Raw genomic sequence first — 21,668 nt, forward strand, 5'->3', positions numbered from 1 at the left:
TCACGTCGACGGTTTTCTGGAAGGCGCTGAGGTCGGTGTCCAGCACGTTGCAGAACTGCGGGTTGGTCGCGGCGTTGTTGACCAGGATGTCGAGGCGGCCGAACTGTTCCTTGATGCCGGCGAAGACCTGGCTGATCTGTTCCATTTCGCCGATGTGGCAGGCGATGGCGGTGGCCTTGCCGCCGGCGGCGATGATCGCGTCGGCTACGTGCTGGCAGCCTTCGAGTTTGCGGCTCGAGACGATTACGTGGGCGCCTTGCTGGGCCAGCAGTTTGGCGATGGCTTCACCGATGCCACGGCTGGCACCGGAGACGAAAGCGATCTTGCCGTCGAGGTCGAACAACTGAGTCTTGGACATTGGGATTCCCTTATAAAAAGTCTTGTTATCGAGTCGAATGCCGGGGTTTTGCTGATGCTGTTTGGTAGGGACGGCTTGCTGCGTTTGGTCAGTAAGCGAGCGTTATCGTTAAAGACCTTCGCGAGCAAGCTCGCTCCTACAGGAGTTCGGTGGATCGGTGGATTGAATAGAATCAGGCTCAGAGGCTGGATTTCTGGATGACTTGCAAGCTCATCTGCTCCAGCAGCTTGTTCATGTGAATGAACTGCGCGAAGCGTTTGTCCTGGGTCTGGCCGTGGTAGAAGCGGTAGTAGATCTGCTGCACGATGCCGGCCAGGCGGAACAGGCCGTAGGTGTAGTAGAAGTCGAAATTGTCGATGCGGATGCCCGAGCGTTCGGCGTAGTAATCGACGAACTCGCGGCGGGTCAACATGCCCGGCGCGTGGCTTGGTTGGCGGCGCATCATCTGCACCGGCGCCGGATCATCGGCTTCGATCCAGTAGGCGAGGGTGTTGCCCAGGTCCATCAGCGGATCGCCCAGGGTGGTCAGTTCCCAGTCGAGCACGCCGATGATCTGCATCGGGTTGTTCGGGTCGAGGATCACGTTGTCGAAGCGGTAGTCGTTGTGCACGATGCTGGAGACCGGATGGTCGGCCGGCATCTTGTCGTTGAGCCAGGCCTTGACCGTTGCCCATTGTGGCGCATCGGGGGTCAGGGCTTTTTCGTAGCGATCGCTCCAGCCTTTGATTTGCCGCGCCACGTAACCTTCGGGTTTGCCCAGGTCGCCCAAGCCGTAGGCGTTGTAGTCGACCCGATGCAGTTCCACGAATTTGTCGATGAAGCTCTTGCACAAGACTTCGGTTTTCGCCGGATCCAGGCCCAGTTCCAGCGGCAGGTCCGAGCGCAGGATGATGCCGTTGACCCGTTCCATGACATAGAACTCGGCACCGATCACCGATTCGTCGGTGCAGTGCACATAGGCTTTCGGGCAGTACGGAAAGCCGTCGCGCAGTTGATTGAGGATGCGGAATTCACGGCCCATGTCGTGGGCCGACTTGGCCTTGTGGCCGAAGGGCGGGCGACGCAGGACGAATTCCTGTTCGGGGTATTCCAGCAAGTAGGTGAGGTTGGAAGCGCCGCCCGGAAACTGGCTGATCCGTGGCAAGCCGCTGAGCCCCGGAATATGGGCCTTGAGGTACGGATCGATCAGGCTGGCATCGAGCTCTTCGCCGGTGCGGATACGGGTGGACTGGTCATTAAGCGCCATGCTTATCCCTTCTGCTTATTCTGGAGGCCTGAAACTATTGGCTAATCTAATGCCCAGACTGCGCACCCACAACCGCGAATGGCTCTTATAGGCGAGCGTGTTGCCGGCCAATCATTGTTTTTGATACAGCTGTTTGAATCGCTGTCACTGGGCGACATGGCTCGTGGCAGGTGGCAAGTCGATCGGCGTCAGCACCGGTTGGCTGGAGAAAAACGCCACGAGGTTCTTGCCCACCAGTTCGACGGTACCTTGGGTGGCTTCCGGGGACAGCCCGGCGACATGGGGCGTGAGGATCACGTTGCTCAGGGTCTTGAGCACATCCGGCACCTTCGGTTCGGTGTCGAATACATCCAGCGCGGCACCGGCGATCCGGCGTTGCTCCAGGGCGCTGATCAGGTCAGCGGTGGCAATCACGCTGGCCCGGGCGATATTGACGATAAACCCCTGGGGACCCAACGCGTTGAGCACCTGGCGATTGACCAGGTGCCTGGTGGCCGGGCCGCCGGGCGTGGCGACGATCAGGAAGTCCGAGGTGCGCGCCAGTTCGGTCGGGGTCGAGCAGAAGGTGTAGGGCGCATCGCTGCGAAGCTGGCGATTGTGGTAACCAATGGTCATGTCGAAACCGGCGCTGGCGCGTTTGGCGATGGCCATGCCGACCGCGCCGAGGCCAAGGATGCCCAGGCGTTTGCCAGCGAGGGAAGGGCGCATGATCTTCGGCCACTCGCCGCGTCGTACGGCAGCATCACAGCGGGGTATGTCGCGCACCAGCGACAGCAGCAGCGCCATGGCATGGTCGGCGACGGACGAGGCGTTGACCCCGGCGCCATTGGTGACGGTGATGCCCCGGTCGGCGGCGGCCTGCAGGTCGACGTGTTCATAGCCGGCGCCGATCACGCAGATGATCTTGAGGTGGGGCAGCGCGGCGATTTCATCGGCATACAGCCCCAATGGGCCACGGGTGAGGACGGCGTCGATCTGTCCGGCGTGCCGGTCGATGGCTTCGGCGCGCTCGGCGGGTGTCGGGGCCAGAATCAGATGGAAGCCCTGATGCTCGAGGATGGGCAGGTAATCATTGATGGTTTCAACCAGTACCAGAACGGTTACGGGCATGCTTGGCTCCCTGTGGGCATCGTAAAATCAGCTCGAGCGGCGCTTTGTTTCGGCGACATGAGGGTGGCACGGGCGGCTTCGAGAATCTCGTCCGAGAGCGGGTCGCCGCGGGTGGCCCGGGACAGCATCAGCGCGCCGAACATCAGCGAATACTGCACCAGCGCCTGCTGCCGTTTGCCGGCTTCGTCCTCTGCGTCCAGCAGCGAGCCGAGGGAATCGAGCAGGTTGTTCAGGCCCTGCATGTAGGTTTGGCGCAAGCCACTTTCGGCGGCCTCGTGGCACATGTCCCCGGCAAAGGCCACCACCGGGCAGCTGTCGCCCGGATGGTCCCGGCTTTCGCGAGACAGGTACGGTTCGACCACGGCGCGGCGGGCGGCGTCCTTGCTGTCATGCTCGGCCACCCGCGCTTGCCAGCGCTGCGCGGCCTGCTCGAAGGCTCTGCCGCTGGCCTCTTGCGCCAGGGCTTCCCTGGATTCGAAGTGCCCGTAGAAACCGCCGTGGGTCAGGCCCGCGGCGGCCATCACATCGACCACACTGATCCCGTGCAAACCGCGTTCGCGAAACAGCCGTGTGGCGGCTTCGACTATGGTCTCGCGGTTGAGATCGGCTTGTTTGCGGGAAACTCGGGGCATGGGGCATTCTCGGGGTTGCAGGTTGAGTATCAGAGGGCGTATTGGGCAATCCCGTTGCCGAACGACCAGTTCTCTTTTTTCACTTCCACCAGATTAATGAAAACGTCCTCCAGGCGCACGGCCAGCTCTGTGTTAAGGCTCTCGGCGATTGTTTTGTAGAGGCGTTGTTTCTGCTCGACGGTCCGGCCTTCGCTCATGGTGATCTGGATTACCACCAGTTGGTCCGTGCGGTTGATGCCCAGATAACCGGGATCAAAGATGAAATGCTGCGCATCGTGTTCGGCGAGTATCTGGAAATTATCGTTCTCCGGCACGCCGATGGTGTTGTGCATGGCGGCATAGATCAGTTGGCCGATGCGCTTGGCGTAGTTGGGGTCCTGATGTTTTTTGATGTCGACGCGAACCAGTGGCATGGGAAGACTCCAGAAGGAATGCAGGTCAGTTAAAAATACATGACGATGGACCTTTATCAAGTGACGGATGCCATCTGGCGATGAAACGTAGCCTCGAAAACACCGCAATTCCYTGTGGGAGCGAGCTTGCTCGCGATAGCGGTGTGTCAGTCAAATAGATGTTGGATGTGCCAAAGCCATCGCGAGCAAGCTCGCTCCCACAGGGGATCTCCCACAGGGGATTTTCGTCTATCTGGTACCACCGTTCCTCACCTAAGCCTTTGCTTCTGTTCACTAATCCTCCAGAATCGCGCCCCTGTTTCGGCCGGACGCCGCCTGTCGGGTATTCCGACGCGTCCAGGCCGGGTGGCAAGTGACCGGAATGTGGAGATCCCACCGGATGAATGATCAGGCCAATAGCGTTAACGAACGCTATGTAGACGCGACACCAGCAACACTGTCGAGCTGGAATCGCCAAGACACCACCTGGATGCTGGGCCTGTTTGGCACGGCGATTGGTGCGGGTACTCTGTTTTTGCCGATCAACGCAGGCCTGGGCGGTTTCTGGCCGCTGCTGATCCTGGCGTTGCTGGCATTCCCGATGACGTTCTACGCACACCGCGGGCTGACCCGTTTCGTACTGTCCGGTCGCGAAGGCGCCGACATCACTGAAGTGGTGGAAGAGCATTTCGGCATCAAGGCCGGTGCCCTGATCACCTTGCTGTACTTCTTCGCCATTTTCCCGATCCTGCTGATCTACAGCGTGGCGCTGACCAACACCGTGGGCAGTTTCCTCGAGCATCAACTGCACATCATGCCGCCACCGCGCGCCGTGCTGTCGCTGGTGCTGATCCTTGGCCTGCTGGCGGTGGTGCGTTGCGGTGAGCAGCTGATCGTCAAGGCCATGAGCCTGATGGTCTACCCGTTCATCGTTGCGCTGCTGTTCCTGGCGGTGTACCTGGTTCCCCACTGGAACGGCGGGATCCTGGCCACCGCCAGCAGCGTGCCGGCACCATCGGCGCTGTTGCATACCCTGTGGCTGGCGATTCCGGTGATGGTGTTCTCGTTCAACCACTCGCCGATCATCTCGGCGTTCGCCGTGGACCAGAAGCGCCGCTATGGGGAGCACGCCGAGGAGCGCAGCTCGCAGATCCTGTCCCGCGCCCACCTGCTGATGGTGGTGATGGTGCTGTTCTTCGTCTTCAGTTGCGTGCTGACCCTGTCGCCAGCGCAACTGGCTGAAGCCAAGGCGCAGAACCTGTCGATCCTGTCGTACCTGGCCAACCACTTCAGCAACCCGACCATCGCCTTYGCSGCGCCGCTGATWGCCTTCGTGGCCATYKCCAAGTCGTTCCTGGGCCACTACATCGGYGCCAGCGAAGGYCTCMAGGGCCTGATCGKCAAGAGCGGCAAGCGTCCATCCGCCAAGAGCCTGGACCGTATGACCGCCGCGTTCATGCTGGTGGTGTGCTGGATCGTCGCCACGCTGAACCCGAGCATCCTCGGCATGATCGAAACCCTGGGTGGCCCGGTGATTGCGGCGATCCTGTTCCTGATGCCGATGTACGCCATCCGCAAGGTGCCGGCGATGGCACGCTATCGCGGTCAGGCGTCCAACGTCTTCGTGACGGCGGTGGGCCTGGTGGCGATTACGGCGCTGATCTACTCGCTGACTGCCTGACGTTAAAGATCAAGAGATCGCAGCCTGCGGCAGCTCCTACAGAGATCGGGTTGACCGATACATCGCAGCGGTTCGCGGCCGGTGTAGGAGCTGCCGAAGGCTGCGATCTTTTGATTTTCAGCTACAGTGGCCGCTGCACGTGATATGTGCAGCGGTTTTTTTTCGCCTGGAGACACCGGATTGTCGAGCGCCCCAAACGCTAATCCCACCGAGCAACCCAATCGCTGGCAGGACCTGTTGGCAGGGTTGTCGATTGCCGGCCWGTTGCTGCCCGAAGCGGTCGCCTATTCAAGCATCGCCGCACTGGCGCCCCAGGCCGGGGTGATCGCCTTGTTCGCCGGGTTGCTGTGTTATGGCCTGTTCGGCACCAGCCGATTTGCGATTGTCTCGGCCACTTCATCTTCCGCCGCCGTGCTGGCCGCCGCGACCGCCACCCTGGCCAATGGCGATCCTGAGCTTCGCTCGACCCTGGCCATCGGCCTGGTGCTGGTGACTGGGGGGTTCTTCTTGCTGGCCGGGCTGTTCAAGCTCGGCAGCGTGACCTCGTTTATCGCCAAACCGGTGCTGCGCGGGTTTGCCTTTGGCCTGGCGCTGACCATTATTTTCAAGCAGGTCGCCAGCGTGGTCGGCGTGCATTTGACCGAGGCCAGCCTGGTGGGTTTTCTGCCGCAATTGCTGGAACAACTGCCGCAATGGAACTGGGCGGCGGCTGGCGTCGGCGCCGTGGCATTGGCCTTGTTATGGCTGTTCGCGCGCTTGCGGCGCCTGCCAGGTGGTTTGTTGGTGGTGGTGATCGGCATTGCGGCGGGGCAGTGGCTGGACCTGCCGGCTTATGGCGTGAAGCTTATCGGCGTGATCGACCTGAGCCTGGAGGTGCCGAAATTGCCGGTACTGCCGTTTGCCGACTGGCTGCGTCTCGGTGAATTGGCGTTCGCCATGGTGATGATTCTGTATGCGGAGTCTTATGGCTCGATCAGTGCCTATGCGCTCAAGCACGGTGATCGCGTCACCTCGAACCGCGACCTGCTTGCGCTGGGGGCATCCAACCTGTTGTCCGGCCTGTTCCACGGCATGCCGGCGGGGKCAGGGTATTCGGCAACGTCGGCCAATGAGGCGGCGGGTGCCACTTCGCGCCTGGCCGGTGTCGTGGCGGCGCTGGTGGTGCTGATCATTGTCGTGACGGTTCTGCCTTACATCGCCCTGACCCCGGAACCGATCCTCGCCGCCATCGTCATCCATGCCCTGGGGCGCGGCTTGAGCCTGCAGCCGCTGGGACGGTATTTCATCTGGCGCCGTGACCGCTTGCTGGTGATCTGCGCCGTGGGTGCGGTGTTGGTGCTGGGGGTGCTGGACGGCTTGCTGGTGGCGGTGGCGATCAGTATGTTGCTGATGCTCAAGCAGATGTCGGCGGCGGATATCCAGATTCTGGGGCGCATCGATGGCGGTCACGACTTTGTCGACCTGCAACGCCACCCAACGGCGCAAGCAGTGTCTGGCGTGATGATTGTGCGGCCGGGGGAAGCGTTGTTCTTTGCCAACGTCGAGCGGATTCTTGGCGGCGCCTTGCGTCTGATCCGGCATTCGCAATCGCCGATTCATACGGTGATTCTCAGTCTTGAGGAATCGCCCGATCTGGATGGCACCAGCATCGAGGCGTTGCAGGAGTTTTTTGTGCGGGTGCATCAGGAAGGCAAACAGCTGATTCTGGCGCGTCTGAAGGACGACGCACAAACGGCGTTGGCGGCGTTGCCGCAGGTGGAGGTTAGCGGGGTGCTGCTGAGTGGGTTTAGCGTGGATGGAGCGGTGCAGCAAGCCCTCAGGCTGAACAAATGACTGTGCTGGCCTCATCGCGGGCAAGCCCCCCAGTGATTTATGTCGTTCACAAAAACCTGTGGGAGCGGGCTTGCCCGCGAAGGCGGTATGTCGGTCACATCGATGTTGGATGTGCCGCCGTCTTCGTCGGAACGCCGCCCGGAGCAGGCTCGTTCCCACCAAAAGCAGGCTGGCCAATTGCGATACCGCGTACCGTCGGCGCCAGAACATGGCCGGTTTGATGCCGACCAACAGTTGATCGGGCCTGTGGGACAGGCGTACCGGGTTGAAATGATTGTGTGATTCGGGATGGTCGTTTGTCGGGCGTATGGCTATGCTCAGCGAGTTTGCCAATCGCCGATGATAACAACCACAGTGAAACCATGAGCCAATCAGACACGCGTGCGACTGTTCTAGCGCTGTATCCGGAAGACTCCCGCGAGGCAGCGGCGTTGCTCAAGCAGGCAGTGCCGCTGATGGTTCGTCACAACATTGCGCCCAACCCGGTGCACTACGCGCTCTGGTACACCTACAGCAAAGGCCAGGAGCCGGAACTCAATCGGCACCTGGACCGGGTGGTCAGCGACTTCGACTATTTCCCGCCGGAGTCGGCCGCCAAACTGTTTCGCGAGTACATCATCCGCGATGAACTGACGGACGCCCGTTCCGGGCAACAGGAAGCGATCAACCTGGTCGACGACATGGAGCGCGATGTTTCGCGCAGCGTGAAGGGCAATCAGAATTTCCAGGCCAACCTTGGCCAATACCTGAAAATGCTCGAAGAGCCCGCCAGCGAGCACTTGCCGAGCATCCTGGTCCAGCTGCAACAGAGCACTCGGCTGATGCAAGGGCAGCAGGAACACTTCCTCGCCCAGTTACAGTCGGCGCAGCATGAAATCAAAAGCCTGCGCGACAAACTGGAGCGCGCCCAACTGGCCGCGACCCTCGATGGCCTGACCGAATTGCTCAACCGCACCACCTTCAATCGCAAGCTCGAGCAGGCGATGAACAACGCGGCGACCGGCGTGGCCCTGGTGATGCTGGATATCGACCACTTCAAGCATTTCAACGACCAGTACGGCCATCCCCTGGGTGACCGCGTGCTTCAGCATGTCGCCCAGGTGYTGCGAGACTCGCTGCCGGCCGAGGCCATTGCCGCGCGTTACGGTGGTGAAGAATTCTGTGTCGTGCTCAAGGATTGCCCGGATCTGGCGGCCGCCGGTGCTTTTGCCGAGCGCCTGCGCCTGAAAATCCAGGCGCTGCGGGTCAAGGCCCGAGGTACTGACACGGTGCTGGACACCATCACCGCGTCGTTCGGCGTGGCTCATGCTCAACCCGGTGACACGCCGGAAACCCTGCTGACCCGTGCCGACGATGCGCTGTATCAGGCCAAGCGCAGCGGGCGTAATCAGGTACGTTAGCCGAGGATGAAGTAGACCTTGCGCACCGGGGTGAGGTTTTCCCAGGTGCCATTGAACCCGCTGGCTACGACGAAAGAATCACCGGGGCCGAACGTGCGCGCAACGCCCTTGGCATCGGTCAGACGCACCGTGCCTTGCAGAATGTGACACAGCTCATCGTAATCGCACTGACAGCGCTCCCGATGCGGTCCCGCCTCCCAGATGCCGGCCACGGCGTTTTTCCCGGGTGCCACAAAGTGCCGCCAACTTTTGCTGCGATAAGGCGCGTCGACCACGGCCGGGTCGTTGATTTCAGTTTCACGGGGGGCAAGGTCGCTGGCGAAGTCGAGGACATGCCGGGGCAGGGCTGTGGACATGGTGGTCTCCGGATCAGGAATCGAAGCCGATGCCAAAGGCATCGAAGGACTTGAGCAGCCAGTCGCGGTGACCGTCGCGGTCTTCGCGCGCCAGTGAGCGTTGGGCCAGTTTCACCCCGACGTAACGCAAGGGTTCGGGCGGAAAGCGGAATGGCGCCTTGGAGGTCATCAGCAGCTCGGTGCGTTCGGTGCGCTCGCCGGCCAGCAGGTCGAGCATGTTCAGTGCGGCGAAGCGGCTGGCGGACACCCCTTGCCCGGTGAAGCCCAAGGCATAGGCGACGCGGCCCTGGTGCTCGCAACCGGTGAACATCGTGGTGCGTGCGGAGGTGTCGATGATGCCGCCCCAGGCATGGCTGAAACGCACATCGCCCATGGCCGGGAAGGTCTGTTGGAATTGTTCGGCGAGGCGCTGGAAGCTTTGCGGGCGCTGGGTCAGTGCCTCGTCGCGGCGTCCGCCGAAATGGTAGATGGCATCAAAGCCGGCCCAGAGAATGCGGTTGTCGGCGGTCTTGCGCAGGTAGTGGAACCGGTTGCCGGCGTCGGCGATGCCGTAGCGGCCGGTCCAGCCGATGGCTTGCAGCTGCGCATCGCTCAAGGGTTCGCTGACCAGGCTGTAGTCGTAGACCGGGATCACGCTCGATGCCAGATGGCCGAGCAGCGGCGGGGCGATGTTGGTGGCGAGGGCGATTTTCCCGGCGCTGACTTCGCCGTCGGCAGTGCGCAGGCGCAGGCTGTCGTTGCGGGCATCCAGTTGCAGGACCGGGCTGTTTTCGAACAGTTGAATCCCTTGTTCAAGGCAGACGCGGCGCAGTTCGGTGGCCATTTTCGCCGGGTTGAGCAGGGCGTAATTGGGCTCGAACAGGCCCGCCGCATACGCCGGGGAGTCGAGTTTCTGTGCCAGATCGCTGCCTTCCAGCCACTGGCAGTCAATACCGAACTGCGCATAGTTGCGCTGCATCGAGCGCAACCCGTCGATCTGCCACGGTTGGCTGGCGACGTTGAGTTTGCCCTGGCGTTCGAACTCGACGTGCATGCCAAAGCGTTGCAGGTCGGCGGCCAGTTCATCAAGGTTCTGCCGGCCGAGGCGGATCAGTTGCTGTGCTTCATCCGGCCAGCGCTTGAGCGCGTTGGACACCCCATGGGAAATGCTCGGTGCGCAGAAACCGCCATTGCGCCCGCTGGCCTCGCCGCCGCAGCGTCGCGCCTCGATGATCGCGATGCTCAGCCCGGGGTTGCGCTGGCGCGCCAGTAACGCCGTCCACAATCCAGTAAATCCACCACCGACCACTGCCAGGTCGCATTGCAGCGTGCCGGTGACGGAAGGTGCAGCGGGCGGTGGGGTGACAGTGTCCTGCCAAAAAGGATGGGGCAGGACATGGTCGAGGGAATCGAGACGCGGTGGGGCCTTCATGCTGAAACTCCGGCGGTGTGTCGGGCAGCGACGATTGCGTTCGGTTGCCCGACGGGTTTTTGTTGTTTTGGCTAGAGATCAAGAATGGCGCGCGCGGCAATGTCGGTGCCGCGGGTCGCCTGCATGCGTTCGCTGAACGCTATGAGGCGTTGTTTCATCGGTTTATCCGCCAGCAGCTGTTCGAGGGCGGCGGGCAGGGCGGCCAGGGGATCGGCAAAGCGCGGCAGATAGCGGCCGACACCGACTTCCTCGGCGCGGGCGGCATTGTCGTGGCCGTCCCAGCAATACGGAATGATCAGCGACGGCAAGCCGAAATACAGCGCCTCGCAGAAGCTGTTGTTGCCACCGTGGTGGATGAACACATCGCATTCCTTGAGCACCGCCGGCTGGGCAAACCAGCTGTCGAGGTACACGTTGTCCGGCACGGTGGTGTACATGTCGCGGTAGGCACCGACGTTGACCAGGAAACGGTACGGCAAGGTTTCGATAGTGTTGATCAGGCGTTTCATCATCCCGGTGTCGGCCGCGCCGAGGCTGCCGAAGCTGAGGTAGATCAGCGGCGCGTCGTTGTGCCGTGGAAAGTCCGGGACGATGTACGGCGCTTCCCGTCGTACGCAGCCGTCGAGGTAGACGTAGCGCTGCGGGTCGAGCGGTTGCTGGCGTTCATAGCGCACTGGCGTCGGCGACAGCAGCAGGTTCAGCCATGGCGAGTCAGTGAGGAACTGCCCTGCAGGACACGGCGCCGTATTGTTGCTCAGGAGAAACTGCGAAAAGCGTTCATGGGCCGGTGCGACGGCTTTGAGGTAATGCTCGGAGTAACGCTCGCAGGCCTTCGTGTCACTGGCCAGGCATCCGGACAGGTACGGCGGGACGGCCGCATCCGGCAGCTCGGTTTCAGCGCAGGACACCATCCGCACCCACGGGCAACCGGCGTTGGCAATGGCCGGGAACATCACCACGTTGTCGAGCACGATCACGTCGGGCTTGAGGCGGCCGAGCAACTGCTGCAAGGGTTTTTCCGCTTCGATGGCGGTGTCGGTGATGGCTTCCCAGGCCGGCGCCACGTAGCTGTCGATCTGCGCCAGCGGGGTCTGGTCGAAGTAGGGAATGCTGCGCTCGATGAAGCGCTCCCAGTAGTGCTGGTGTTCCGCCGCCGACAACGGGCTCACTTGCGGAATCGGGTATTCATCGAAACCGTATTCGGCGAACAACCCCTGGAAATGTTCATGGCAGATGAACACCGGCCTGGCGCCCAGTTCGCGCAGCGACTGGGCGATACCAATGCAGTTCAGGGCCGCGCCGAAACTGGCTTCCGGAAACAGGGCGATCAGTTTTTGTTTTTGCATGGCGAGGGACTGTCCATGGCGGGTCAGCCCCGCCGCTCCTGAAGGTGTTTTGGATGCTGTCTTATTTTCAAAAAAAAATCATCATGTTTTTACGTGATGATTAGCGACGCCCGAACAGATGACTTTGCGGGATGCCACGGTTGGCGGTTTGCGGGCGTTGCGCGGCGCTCAGGCGCAGGTGCAGGCGCAGCAGGTCGGCGGCGATCTCCATCTGCCCGCGTTCGATCTGCGCGATGATCTGCAGGTGTTCGCGCAGCGCCTCCTGCAGGCGGTGCACGCTCACCGATGGCAGCAGGTTCGGCAAGCGGCGCAGGCCCTGGTGTTGGAGCAGGGCGTCGCTGATGAAGCGGTTGCCGCAGCTTTGGGCCAGCAGTTCGTGGAAGCTGATGTCCAGTTCGCGAAACTGCTGGATATCGAAGTCTTCCACCGGGCTTGAGAGCAGGCTTTGCGTGGCGCTACGCAACAGCGCCAGGCGTTGCGGGTCGGCATTGAAGCTCGGGCTGAGCAAGGCTTCGGGCTCGAGAATCAGGCGGAACTTCAGGCTTTCTTCCAGAGCGGCCAGGCTGTTCAGCGACGGACGAAACAGCCAGGACTGGCCGGGGCCGCGCTCGATGGCCTGGCTTTCGCTCAATTGCTGCAGGGCCTTTTGCGCCGCTGGCCGGCCGATGTCGTAGCGGCGCATCAGTTCGCTGATGCTGATGCTGTCGCCCAGGCGCCCGGCCATGYGATCGCGCAGTACCGAGGCAGCCAGTTCTTCTTCCTCGGCTTGCGGCAGGGTGGCGTTGAATGCCTGGCCTGTCGGCGATGCCAGCAATCGGTAACCCTTGCCGGCTTCATGGCTCAGCAGGTTTTCTTCCAGCAGCACTTTCAGCGCGCCGCGAATCAGCGTGCGCGAGACCTGGAACGTGCGGGCCAGGGCCTGTTCGGCCACCGGGTCGCCGGCCATCAGGCCGCTTTCCTGAGTGTGCTCGAGGATGCGCCGGGCCAGTTCCAGGTGATTGGTGCGCGGTTTTTTTTCGGCTGTCGTGCTCAAGCGTCTGTTCTCGTGGTGATCCGCTGTCGGGCTCGGTTGCTCATCTTATGTCATGCGCCGGTCAGTCGTCAGGCCGGAAAAAAGCGTTGACATCTTTTGATACTGGTCCTAATTTCTAAAAAAAAACACCAGCAATCGTTTCTCGTTTTGCCGTACTGCCTTCGAACACAACAATAAACAATCGTCGGGTGAGTATTTATGAGCAAGCTGAATGATCTTCTGTGCGTGGGGTTGGCCGTTTCCCTGGCGATCGCTTCACAGGCTGCAAGTGCGAAAGACATGGTGATTTCCATCTGGGACGGCTACATGGCTCCGGATGCGCTGGAGAAGTTCAAGGTTGCCAGCGGTGTGGACGTCGACAAGGCGCTGCACGCCACCAACGAAGAAATCATGGGCAAGCTGATGGCGTCCGGTGGTGAAGGGTATGACGTGGTGTTCGTCTCCTCGCCTTTCGCCGAAGTCCTGCACAAACAGGGGCTGCTGGCGGACATCGATCCGGTCAAGGTCCCCAACCTGAAAAACCTCTACCCCGAAGCCACTCACCTGGAATATGACCAGGGCAACCAGTTCTCCGTGCCTTACACATGGGGCACCACAGGCATCTGCTATCGCTCCGACAAGGTGACGCCGGCGCCGCAGAGCTGGAACGAGCTGCTCAATCCGAGCGATGCCCTCAAGGGCAAGGTGACGATGCTCGCCACCGACCGCTGGATGCTCGGTGCCGGTTTCCTCGCCAAGGGCTGGTCGGTCAACGATAGCGACCCCGCGCAAATCGCCGCGGTTCGCGATCAACTGATCGCCACCAAAAAACGCATTCTGTCCTTCGACGACACCACCTTCTATTCCAAGCTGGCCTCCGGCGAATCGCTGATGGCCCACGCCTGGGACGGCTGGTGCAACTACGGCACCCAGGCCAACGCGGCGATCAGGTTCGTGGTGCCCAAGGAAGGTTCCGACCTGTGGGTAGACACCATGGTGGTGCTCAAGAATTCCAGGCACCAGGACCAGGCCTTCAAGTTCATCAACTTCATGTTGGCCAAGGAAAACCACGCCTGGGTCGCCGAGAACATCCTCTACAAAGTCCCCAACCAGGCGGCCATGGCCGGGTTGTCCGCTGACTTGCTCAAGCAATACCCCAACCTGACCATTGCCCCCGCCGAGCTGCTGAAAATGGAGCAATTGCGCGACCTGGGCGGCACCACGCAAAAGGCCTACACCCGCGCCGTCACCGAAATCATGGCGGCGCAGAACTAACGCCACGTCGACCCGAGGCATGCCCGGCACGCCTCGCCACGCTCGCAAGCCGCCTCTGCCCTGAGGCGGGAGGATATGGGTAATGAGTGCTTTGCATGCTGACAGGCGCCTGTCGGCCTGGCTTCTTGCGCCCGGCTTCGGCTGGCTGCTGATGTTCCTGGTGATTCCGTGCCTGCTGGTGCTGGTCTACAGCTTTGTCGAACGCGGCGCGTATGGCGGCATCGACTGGTTGTTCACCTGGGAAAACTACCAGCGCGCGTTCGATCCGCTGTACCTCGGCATCCTGCTCAAGTCAGCGAAGATCGCCGGGCTGGCCACGGTGTTTGCGGTGTTGATCGGCTACCCGGCGGCCTATGCGATTGCCCGCGCGCCACGGCGGCGTCAGGCGGTGTATCTGTTTCTGGTGATGCTGCCGTTCTGGAGCAATTACCTGATCCGTACTTACGCCTGGATCGTCCTGCTCAACCGCGAAGGCCTGATCAACCGCCTGCTGCAAGTGTTCGGCTACAGCGGCGACCCCATCAGCCTGCTGTACACCGAATCGTCCGTGGTGCTGGGGCTGGTCTACAACTATATCCCCTTTGTGATCCTGGCGATTTTCTCGTCGCTGTCGCGGATCAACAACGAATTGTGGGACGCCTCGAAAGACCTCGGCGCCTCGGGCTGGATGACCTTTCGCCGGATCATCCTGCCGCTGAGCGTGCCGGGTATCGCAGCGGGCGCGGTGTTTGTGTTCGTGCTGAGCATCGGCAACTTCATCACTGCCGACCTGCTGGGCGGCAAGCAGGTGCAGATGGTCGGCAACCTGATCTATTCGCAATTCCTCACGGCGCGGGACTGGCCGTTTGGCGCGGCGCTGAGCTTCTTTCTGATCGCGATCATGTTGATCCTGTTGTTCATCCAGGCACTGGTGGCCCGTCGTGCAGAAGGGGCGCGTTCATGAGTCAGTCTCGTTCTGTCAGCGGCACCGTGCTGGGTTCGCACCTGGGTCTGGTGTACGCCTTCCTTTATATACCGATCCTGGTGTTGATCCTGCTGTCGTTCAACAAGTCCGGATTGCCCACCGCCTGGGGCGGCGTATCGCTGAAGTGGTACGCGGCACTGGCGCACAACACGGCGATTCTGTCGGCGGCGCTCAACACCCTGATCGTTGCGTTGTCGGCGACCTTCATTGCCTGCGTGCTTGGCACCTTCCTGGCACTGGGCATCGAGTTGCGCCGCAAGGGCAACGACAAAGGCCAGGTGGTCGACACCTTGCTGATGGCGCCGATGATCATCCCCGACATCGTGCTGGCGATTGCGCTGCTCAGCTTCTTCAACCTGCTCAAGGTCGGCCTGGGGCTGCACTCGATCATCATCAGCCACGCCGTGTTCAACATCGCCTTCGTCTGCGCGGTGGTGCGCACGCGGCTCAAGCACTTCGACTATTCGATTCTCGAAGCCTCGATCGATCTCGGCGCGAGCTGGTTCACCACGTTCCGTCGAGTGCTGTTGCCGGTGATCTTTCCCGGCGTGCTGGCGGGCGGTTTGCTGTCGTTCACCCTGTCGGTGGACGAATTCATCATCGCCTTTTTCAACTCCGGTTCCGGCCAGGCGTCCACCACCTTGCCCATGCAGATCTACGCCATGATCCGCTTCGGCGTCACCCCGGAAATCAACGCTCTGGCGACGCTGGTGATGCTGGTCAGCATCACCGCGCTGCTGGCTTCGCAGCGTCTCAACAAGGCTCCTCGCACCCATGAATAATTCATCTGCGGTATTGATCCTGGATAAGGTCAGCAAGTCTTATGGCAACGGCCTGGCGGTCAACGAGGTGTCGCTGAGCATCCGCGAGAACGAGTTCTTCGCGCTGCTGGGGCCGTCCGGCTGCGGCAAGACTACGCTGCTGCGCATGCTCGCCGGTTTCGAGACCCCCAGCGGTGGCTGCATCTACCTGGACGGCAATGACATCTCGCCGCTGCCGGCCAACAAGCGTCCGCTGAACCTGATGTTCCAGTCCTACGCGCTGTTTCCCAACATGACCGTGCGCAAGAACATTGCCTACGGCCTGGAAATGGAGCGCCTGCCGGAAAGCGAAATCCGTCGCCGGGTCGATGAAGTGCTGGGCACCGCGCAACTGGGTGAGCTGGCCGAGCGCAAGCCCGATCAGCTTTCCGGCGGCCAGCGCCAGCGAGTGGCATTGGCCCGGGCACTGGTCAAGCGTCCTCGGGTGTTGCTGCTCGACGAGCCCTTGGGCGCCCTCGACAAGAAGCTGCGGGAAAAGATGCAGCTGGAACTCAAGCGCCTGCAACACGAGAGTGGCATCACGTTCATCATCGTCACCCACGACCAGGAAGAAGCGCTGGTGATGTCCGACCGCATGGCGGTGCTCGACGGCGGCAAGGTCTGCCAGTGCGGCAGCCCGGCCGAACTCTACGAAAACCCCAACAGCCGTTTTGTCGCCAACTTCATCGGCGTCAGTAACTTGCTCGAAGGCGTGCGCTCGGGCCAGCACTCGGTGCGGGTCAATGGCCAGGAGCTGAGCGTCGAAACCGACGCACCGCTGGTGACCGGCCAATCCGTCGCCGTGGTGGTTCGTCCCGAACGCCTGCAAGTGCTGACGGAGCAGGGCGGCGATTGCGCCAATCAGGTCAGCGGCAAGATCGTCGAAGTCGCCTACCACGGCCTCGACACCAACCTGCACGTGCTGACCCCCCTCAGCGACAAGCCGCTGATCGTGCGCGTGCCGTCCTCACAGTTCGAATTCGCCCATTTTGCAATCGACACGACCATCCGGCTGGGCTGGCAGGCCCGGCATGCCCGCGTATTGACGCGCTGAACAATAAAAAGACCAGGCAGGAGCAGCACTCGATGAAACAGAAAGTGATCGCATTCTTCCCCGAAGCCGCCTACGGCCCGGCGCTGAACTCAGTCGGTATCGCCCAGGCCTGTGAAGCCCTGGGTCATAAAGCGGTGTTCCTCACCGACCCGGGCATGAGCGGTGTGTACGCCGGTTATGGTTTTGAAGAGCACAGGGTCAACATGTCGGCACCGATGCCGGCCGAAGAGATGGCCCGCTACTGGGTGGACTTCATCAACGGCCACATACCGAATTTCCGCAAGTCGCCGCTGGGCCAGATCGACAACTACGTCAAGGAGTGCTGGGCGGCCATCGTCGAAACCGCCAAGTGGGCGCAAAAGGACCTGCCGGCGGTGCTGGACAAGGTCAAGCCCGACCTGATCTGCGTCGACAACGTGATCCTGTTCCCGGCGATCAAGCAATACGGCAAGCCGTGGGTGCGGATCATTTCCTGCTCGGAAAACGAGATCGAAGACCCGGATATCCCGCCGCACCTGTCGGGCATGAGCATCGACGACAAGGCGGGCCACGCGCAATTCCGCCAGCGTTTCGAGGAAGTGGTCGGGCCGATTCACGAGGACTTCAACCAGTTTCTGCAGGCCCATGGCGAGCAGCCCTATCCGCTGGGCACCTTCTTTGAAGCCTCACCGTACATGAACCTGTTGTTGTACCCGGATGCGGTCAAGTTCGACCGCCGCCATCCGTTGCCGGCCGAGCGTTTCCATTACCTGCAAGGTTGCGTGCGCCACGACACGCCGTACGAGATTCCGCCGTTCCGCGCCCACAACGACAGGCCGCTGCTGTACGCCAGCTTCGGCAGCCTCGGTTCCGGCGATGTCGAGTTGCTCAAGCGCCTGATCGATGCGGTGGGCAAGCTGCCTTACCGGGCGCTGTTCAACGTCGGCGAACACCTCGACGAATACCCGGACCTGCCGGACAACGTGCAGATTTCCAACTGGTTCCCGCAGCCGTCGGTGATTGCCCAGGTCGACGCGGTGATCCACCACGGCGGCAACAACAGCTTCACCGAGTGCCTGTTCTTCGGCAAACCGGCGATCGTCATGTCCTACGTCTGGGACGGCCATGACAACGCCATGCGCGCCGAAGAAAGCGGTCACGGCTTCAAGCTCGATCGCTACGAATGGAGCGAAGAACAGCTCGCGGAAAAACTCCACGCGTGCCTCAACGACGAGGCGATGCGCCAACGCCTGCAGCGCACCAGCGCGCAAATGCAATCGCGCAAGGGGCCGCAAGACGCGGCCGCGATTCTCGACAAGGTGCTCAACGATGCCTGATTCATCTACCACGGCGGGTATCACGCCGTACCTCGAAGCCGTCAGCAGCCGCACCGACCTGGTGGACTGGGGCGTGCAGAGCGACGCCGTCGAAGGCGTCTCGCATTCCAGCGGTCGGCTGCTGTTCAAACGCCCGGACAACAGCCCGGAAACCGGGTTGTGGGTGTGCACCCCCGGGCGCTGGCGGCTGTCGATTCCCCGGGACGAGCTGTGCCACTTCATCGCGGGGCACGCCACGTACCGCAACGACAACGGTGAAGTGATCGAAGTGCGCCCCAACACCCTGGTGCTGTTCCCGGCGGGCTGGACCGGCGAATGCGACGTCCGGGAAACCCTGCGCAACGTTTATATGCTGGCTTGAGCCTGTGGGAAACACTGCAATCCCTGTAGGAGCCAGCCTGCTGGCGAAGAGCGTCAGGGCAACGCGGCCATCCAGACAGCACGCGTCATCGTTGACGTCYATCGTCGGAACGCCGCCCGGAGCAARCTCGCTCCTACATACACAACCTGGAGAGCAACACATGACTACCCCGTTTCTGTACGACCCGCTGAGCATCACTGACGTCAAGGATTGGGGCGTGATTCCGACCATGCTCGAGGGTGAATCCCGTGTCTCCGGCGTGGTGCTGCACAAAGGCCCCGAAGGCCAGTCCGAATGCGGCATCTGGATCTGCACCCCGGGCAAGTGGTTCTGCCATGTCACCAGCGACGAGTTCTGCCACTTTCTCGAAGGTCGCTGCACTTACGTCCACGAGTCCGGCGAGGTGATCGAGATCAAGCCGGACACCGCCGCCTTCTTCGGCAAGGACTGGAAGGGTGTGTGCACCGTCCACGAAACCATCAAAAAGGTCTACATGATCCGGTGATCGCCATGACAGATGCATTGGCGCAATTGCCAACCCGTGAGGACCAGCGCGCCGCCTTTCTGGCACACGCCGGTTACGCCGGGGCCTTGCTGGTCGCCTTGCCGGCGGACGCTTCGACCCGGCGTTATTTCCGCCTGGACGGCGCCGGCCTGTTGCTGATGGATTCGCCGCCACACAGCGAGCCCATCGGCCCGTTCGTGCGGATCGCCCGGCAGTTGCAGGGGCTGGGCCTGTCCGCGCCGGCCTTGCTGGCGGTGGACGAGGCGGCGGGGCTGGCGTTGATCGAGGATTTCGGGCACGACACCTACACCCGGCTGCTGCTGGCCGGGCATTCGGAGTCGGCGTTGTATCACCTGGCGGTCGATACGCTGGTGGCGTTGCATCGCGCAGCGCCAGCCGCGGAACTGGCGCCATACGACGAGCATCGACTGGCGGACGAGTACGCGCTGTTTATCGACTGGTATGTGCCGTTGTTGATTGGCAAAGAGGCGGCACAGGCCTTGCGCGATGAGTATCTGGCGCTGTTCGCCGAGGCCTGCCGCGACGTTGCACAGTGTCGCGAAGCCTTGGTGCTGCGCGACTTTCACGTCGACAACCTGATGCTCCTGCAAGGCCGCGAAGGCGTCGCCGCCTGCGGCTTGCTGGATTTCCAGGATGCCCTGGTCGGGGCGGCAGCCTATGACTTGATGTCGCTGCTCGAAGACGCCCGGCGCGATGTGCCCGAGGAACTGCGGGCGGCACTGATCAGTCATTACCTGCTGCAACGCCCGGAGCTGGATGCGCCGGGTTTTCTCGAAGATTACCGGCGCCTGGCCGCCCAGCGTCACGCCAAGGTGCTGGGGATTTTCGTGCGCCTGGCCGGTCGTGACGGCAAGCACGGTTACCTGGCGCACCTGCCGCGCACCCTCGGTTTGTTTGTCCGCGCCCTGGACGCCGAGGCCTTTGCGCCGCTGCGCCAATGGCTCGACCGGCAYGTGCCGGGCTGGAGTGAAGAACTGCCCGCCGAGACCCTGGCGACGTTACGCGAAACCCCTTATCGATTGGTTCAAGGATCATCCCATGGCCACGTTCAACACTGACACTGCATTGCGTTTCATCAATTCTGAATTCCTGCCGCTGACCGATGGCCGTGTGCGCGAAGTGCTTGACCCGGCGACCCTGCAACCGGTCGGGCAAGTCGGCGTGTGTGGCGACGCCGATGTGCAAGCCGCCATCGATGCCGCCACCGCCGCACAAAAACAATGGCGCGTAGTGGATGCCAAAAGCCGCGCCGCGCGCCTGCATCAACTGGCCAACGCCATCGAGCAGAACGTCGCCTGCAACCGTGAAGTGGCGCGCCTGATGACCCTGGAGATGGGCAAGCCGTTTCCCGAAGCCATGGGCGAACTGGCCAACTGCGCGCCGATCTTTCGCTACTACGCGGAGATGGCCCGGGACGATGCCGGCAAGGTTGCCGGCACCACGCAGATCGGCTCGTTCCAGCATGTGCGCTACGAGCCGCATGGCATCAGCGTGCACATCATGCCGTTCAACTTTCCGATCCTGCTGATGTGCTGGACGGTCGCCGCGTCGCTGGCGGCGGGCAATGCCTGCATCATCAAACCGGCGGAAGCCACGACCCTGTGCACCCTCAAGTTCATGGAGCACTTCACCGCGCTGTTGCCGGGGTTGGTGTCTTGCGTGCCGGGCGATGCTGTCACCGCGCAGTTGTTGGTGCAGTCGGCGCAGACCCACGCGGTGGCCTTCACCGGCAGCGTGGCAGCAGGCAAAGCGGTCGCCGTGGCCTGCGCCGAACGGATGAAGCCTTGCGTGATCGAGGCCGGTGGCAGCGATCCGTTGATCATCTCCCGACATGCACCGCTGGAAGTGGCGGCGGCGGGCGCAGTGACCGCTGCGTTCCACTTGAGCGGGCAAATCTGCACCTCGGCGGAACGCTTCTACGTCGTCGATGAAATCCATGACGAGTTTGTCGCGAAATTCGCCGAGCGCGCCCGTGCCTTGCGCATTGGCCATGGCCTGGAGCGTTCGGAAATCGGGCCGATGGTCAGCGAGGCGGCGCGTAATAAAGTCATGCGCCTGGTCGATGACGCCGTGGCCAAGGGTGCGAAAGTGGTCTGTGGCGGACGGATTCCACCCGGGCACAGCGTCGGCTGGTTCTATGAGCCGACCATCCTCACCGGCGTGACCGGTGACATGGCGATTCTTCAGGAAGAGTGTTTCGGCCCGGTGGCGGCGATCTGTCGTGTCAGAGATTTCGATGAAGCGGTGCGGTTGGCCAACGACTCGCCGTTCGGCCTCGGTGCCTCGCTGTTTACCACGGATCTGGCCGAAGCCATGGAAGCCGCCGAGCGCCTGGAGGCGGGGATGGTCTGGGTCAACAATCCGCTGATCGACAACGATGCGCTGCCGTTCGGTGGCTGGAAGATGTCGGGGCTTGGGCGTGAGCTCGGGCGTCAGGGGCTGGAAGCGTTCCGCCGCTCGAAAATGGTCATCATCGACCACCAGCCGAAGATTCAGGACTGGTGGTATCCGTATACCGACGACGTGTTCTATCGCGATCAGGCCGGTTAGCTGTACCGGCAACTGACCCAATTCAAGGATTGAGCCAGTTGCCGT

Annotated in this window: 21 protein-coding genes; 12 read left to right on the forward strand and 9 right to left on the reverse strand. The window is 62.0% G+C overall.

Translation table 11 applies throughout. The annotated features are described in order from the left end of the window. From AC1DVH_RS07620 to AC1DVH_RS07640, 5 genes are all read right to left on the reverse strand, one after another. The coding region (locus AC1DVH_RS07620; protein ID WP_477753272.1) for an SDR family NAD(P)-dependent oxidoreductase at window positions 1-358 on the reverse strand (358 nt) is incomplete at its 3' end. A gap of 178 nt (window positions 359-536) precedes the next feature. Next, window positions 537-1,604, reverse strand: a complete 1,068-nt coding sequence (locus tag AC1DVH_RS07625) for a phosphotransferase family protein (protein WP_477753273.1) — start codon at window positions 1,602-1,604, stop codon at window positions 537-539. Window positions 1,605-1,748: 144 nt separating this feature from the next. Beyond that, on the reverse strand, window positions 1,749-2,714 hold the full coding sequence (locus AC1DVH_RS07630) for a 2-hydroxyacid dehydrogenase (protein ID WP_477753274.1): 966 nt from the start codon (window positions 2,712-2,714) through the stop codon (window positions 1,749-1,751). Continuing rightward, window positions 2,705-3,346 (reverse strand): TetR/AcrR family transcriptional regulator, encoded by a 642-nt coding sequence (locus tag AC1DVH_RS07635; RefSeq protein WP_477753275.1) that lies wholly within the window; start codon window positions 3,344-3,346, stop codon window positions 2,705-2,707. Before AC1DVH_RS07635 ends, AC1DVH_RS07630 begins: the two co-directional genes overlap by 10 nt. Window positions 3,347-3,375: 29 nt before the next feature. After that, the gene (locus tag AC1DVH_RS07640) at window positions 3,376-3,759 is read right to left on the reverse strand and encodes a tautomerase family protein (protein WP_477753276.1); all 384 of its coding nucleotides are present in this window, start codon (window positions 3,757-3,759) and stop codon (window positions 3,376-3,378) included. Between the two features lie 379 nt (window positions 3,760-4,138). Here AC1DVH_RS07640 and AC1DVH_RS07645 point away from each other — a divergent pair, with 379 nt between their 5' ends. The 3 genes from AC1DVH_RS07645 to AC1DVH_RS07655 all read left to right on the forward strand — a co-directional run bounded on the left by AC1DVH_RS07645 (window position 4,139) and on the right by AC1DVH_RS07655 (window position 8,652). Continuing rightward, window positions 4,139-5,419, forward strand: a complete 1,281-nt coding sequence (locus AC1DVH_RS07645; RefSeq protein WP_477753277.1) for a serine/threonine transporter — start codon at window positions 4,139-4,141, stop codon at window positions 5,417-5,419. Between the two features lie 180 nt (window positions 5,420-5,599). Further along, window positions 5,600-7,252 carry a SulP family inorganic anion transporter gene (locus AC1DVH_RS07650; protein ID WP_477753278.1) on the forward strand — a complete coding sequence of 551 codons (1,653 nt, stop codon included), beginning with the start codon at window positions 5,600-5,602 and terminating at the stop codon, window positions 7,250-7,252. A 362-nt stretch (window positions 7,253-7,614) separates the two neighbouring features. Then, window positions 7,615-8,652, forward strand: coding sequence for a GGDEF domain-containing protein (locus AC1DVH_RS07655; protein ID WP_477753279.1), 1,038 nt, complete (start codon window positions 7,615-7,617; stop codon window positions 8,650-8,652). Here AC1DVH_RS07655 and AC1DVH_RS07660 read toward each other — a convergent pair. The 4 genes from AC1DVH_RS07660 to AC1DVH_RS07675 all read right to left on the reverse strand — a co-directional run bounded on the left by AC1DVH_RS07660 (window position 8,649) and on the right by AC1DVH_RS07675 (window position 12,798). Continuing rightward, the gene (locus tag AC1DVH_RS07660; protein ID WP_477753280.1) at window positions 8,649-9,008 is read right to left on the reverse strand and encodes a cupin domain-containing protein; all 360 of its coding nucleotides are present in this window, start codon (window positions 9,006-9,008) and stop codon (window positions 8,649-8,651) included. The two genes, AC1DVH_RS07655 and AC1DVH_RS07660, sit on opposite strands and share 4 nt — an antisense overlap. 13 nt (window positions 9,009-9,021) lie before the next feature. Further along, complete coding sequence (locus AC1DVH_RS07665) at window positions 9,022-10,419, reverse strand: NAD(P)/FAD-dependent oxidoreductase (RefSeq protein ID WP_477753281.1); 1,398 nt, start codon at window positions 10,417-10,419, stop codon at window positions 9,022-9,024. Window positions 10,420-10,490: 71 nt separating this feature from the next. Next, window positions 10,491-11,765 (reverse strand): nucleotide disphospho-sugar-binding domain-containing protein, encoded by a 1,275-nt coding sequence (locus tag AC1DVH_RS07670; RefSeq protein WP_477753282.1) that lies wholly within the window; start codon window positions 11,763-11,765, stop codon window positions 10,491-10,493. Between the two features lie 100 nt (window positions 11,766-11,865). Further along, the gene (locus AC1DVH_RS07675; RefSeq protein ID WP_477753283.1) at window positions 11,866-12,798 is read right to left on the reverse strand and encodes a GntR family transcriptional regulator; all 933 of its coding nucleotides are present in this window, start codon (window positions 12,796-12,798) and stop codon (window positions 11,866-11,868) included. Between the two features lie 198 nt (window positions 12,799-12,996). On the opposite strand from AC1DVH_RS07675, the gene AC1DVH_RS07680 reads away from it, so the two are divergent. From AC1DVH_RS07680 to AC1DVH_RS07720, 9 genes are all read left to right on the forward strand, one after another. After that, window positions 12,997-14,052, forward strand: coding sequence for a polyamine ABC transporter substrate-binding protein (locus AC1DVH_RS07680; RefSeq protein ID WP_477753284.1), 1,056 nt, complete (start codon window positions 12,997-12,999; stop codon window positions 14,050-14,052). Window positions 14,053-14,134: 82 nt separating this feature from the next. Further along, window positions 14,135-14,995 carry an ABC transporter permease gene (locus AC1DVH_RS07685; protein WP_477753285.1) on the forward strand — a complete coding sequence of 287 codons (861 nt, stop codon included), beginning with the start codon at window positions 14,135-14,137 and terminating at the stop codon, window positions 14,993-14,995. Further along, window positions 14,992-15,798 carry an ABC transporter permease gene (locus AC1DVH_RS07690; protein ID WP_477753286.1) on the forward strand — a complete coding sequence of 269 codons (807 nt, stop codon included), beginning with the start codon at window positions 14,992-14,994 and terminating at the stop codon, window positions 15,796-15,798. Before AC1DVH_RS07685 ends, AC1DVH_RS07690 begins: the two co-directional genes overlap by 4 nt. After that, the gene (locus AC1DVH_RS07695; RefSeq protein WP_477753287.1) at window positions 15,791-16,870 is read left to right on the forward strand and encodes an ABC transporter ATP-binding protein; all 1,080 of its coding nucleotides are present in this window, start codon (window positions 15,791-15,793) and stop codon (window positions 16,868-16,870) included. The genes AC1DVH_RS07690 and AC1DVH_RS07695 overlap by 8 nt, the downstream gene beginning before the upstream one ends. Window positions 16,871-16,902: 32 nt before the next feature. Next, on the forward strand, window positions 16,903-18,186 hold the full coding sequence (locus AC1DVH_RS07700) for a nucleotide disphospho-sugar-binding domain-containing protein (RefSeq protein WP_477753288.1): 1,284 nt from the start codon (window positions 16,903-16,905) through the stop codon (window positions 18,184-18,186). Continuing rightward, a complete protein-coding gene (locus AC1DVH_RS07705; protein WP_477753289.1) occupies window positions 18,179-18,547 on the forward strand; it encodes a cupin domain-containing protein in 369 nt (122 codons plus the stop codon). The genes AC1DVH_RS07700 and AC1DVH_RS07705 overlap by 8 nt, the downstream gene beginning before the upstream one ends. A gap of 160 nt (window positions 18,548-18,707) precedes the next feature. Beyond that, complete coding sequence (locus AC1DVH_RS07710; protein WP_007976122.1) at window positions 18,708-19,052, forward strand: cupin domain-containing protein; 345 nt, start codon at window positions 18,708-18,710, stop codon at window positions 19,050-19,052. Between the two features lie 5 nt (window positions 19,053-19,057). Continuing rightward, window positions 19,058-20,131 carry an aminoglycoside phosphotransferase family protein gene (locus AC1DVH_RS07715; RefSeq protein WP_477753290.1) on the forward strand — a complete coding sequence of 358 codons (1,074 nt, stop codon included), beginning with the start codon at window positions 19,058-19,060 and terminating at the stop codon, window positions 20,129-20,131. Further along, window positions 20,112-21,623, forward strand: coding sequence for an aldehyde dehydrogenase family protein (locus AC1DVH_RS07720; RefSeq protein ID WP_477753291.1), 1,512 nt, complete (start codon window positions 20,112-20,114; stop codon window positions 21,621-21,623). Before AC1DVH_RS07715 ends, AC1DVH_RS07720 begins: the two co-directional genes overlap by 20 nt. The last annotated feature ends 45 nt before the right edge of the window (window positions 21,624-21,668 follow it).

The sequence above is a fragment of the Pseudomonas sp. P4_C3 genome (assembly GCF_056402075.1).

Coding starts and splice junctions, on each gene's coding strand:
- AC1DVH_RS07625 (WP_477753273.1), bottom strand. CDS start 1,604: ATGGCGCTTAATGACCAGTCCACCCGTATCCGCACCGGCGAAGAGCTC.
- AC1DVH_RS07680 (WP_477753284.1), top strand. CDS start 12,997: ATGAGCAAGCTGAATGATCTTCTGTGCGTGGGGTTGGCCGTTTCCCTG.
- AC1DVH_RS07640 (WP_477753276.1), bottom strand. CDS start 3,759: ATGCCACTGGTTCGCGTCGACATCAAAAAACATCAGGACCCCAACTAC.
- AC1DVH_RS07630 (WP_477753274.1), bottom strand. CDS start 2,714: ATGCCCGTAACCGTTCTGGTACTGGTTGAAACCATCAATGATTACCTG.
- AC1DVH_RS07700 (WP_477753288.1), top strand. CDS start 16,903: ATGAAACAGAAAGTGATCGCATTCTTCCCCGAAGCCGCCTACGGCCCG.
- AC1DVH_RS07705 (WP_477753289.1), top strand. CDS start 18,179: ATGCCTGATTCATCTACCACGGCGGGTATCACGCCGTACCTCGAAGCC.
- AC1DVH_RS07690 (WP_477753286.1), top strand. CDS start 14,992: ATGAGTCAGTCTCGTTCTGTCAGCGGCACCGTGCTGGGTTCGCACCTG.
- AC1DVH_RS07710 (WP_007976122.1), top strand. CDS start 18,708: ATGACTACCCCGTTTCTGTACGACCCGCTGAGCATCACTGACGTCAAG.
- AC1DVH_RS07670 (WP_477753282.1), bottom strand. CDS start 11,765: ATGCAAAAACAAAAACTGATCGCCCTGTTTCCGGAAGCCAGTTTCGGC.
- AC1DVH_RS07635 (WP_477753275.1), bottom strand. CDS start 3,346: ATGCCCCGAGTTTCCCGCAAACAAGCCGATCTCAACCGCGAGACCATA.
- AC1DVH_RS07665 (WP_477753281.1), bottom strand. CDS start 10,419: ATGAAGGCCCCACCGCGTCTCGATTCCCTCGACCATGTCCTGCCCCAT.
- AC1DVH_RS07720 (WP_477753291.1), top strand. CDS start 20,112: ATGGCCACGTTCAACACTGACACTGCATTGCGTTTCATCAATTCTGAA.
- AC1DVH_RS07660 (WP_477753280.1), bottom strand. CDS start 9,008: ATGTCCACAGCCCTGCCCCGGCATGTCCTCGACTTCGCCAGCGACCTT.
- AC1DVH_RS07685 (WP_477753285.1), top strand. CDS start 14,135: ATGAGTGCTTTGCATGCTGACAGGCGCCTGTCGGCCTGGCTTCTTGCG.
- AC1DVH_RS07695 (WP_477753287.1), top strand. CDS start 15,791: ATGAATAATTCATCTGCGGTATTGATCCTGGATAAGGTCAGCAAGTCT.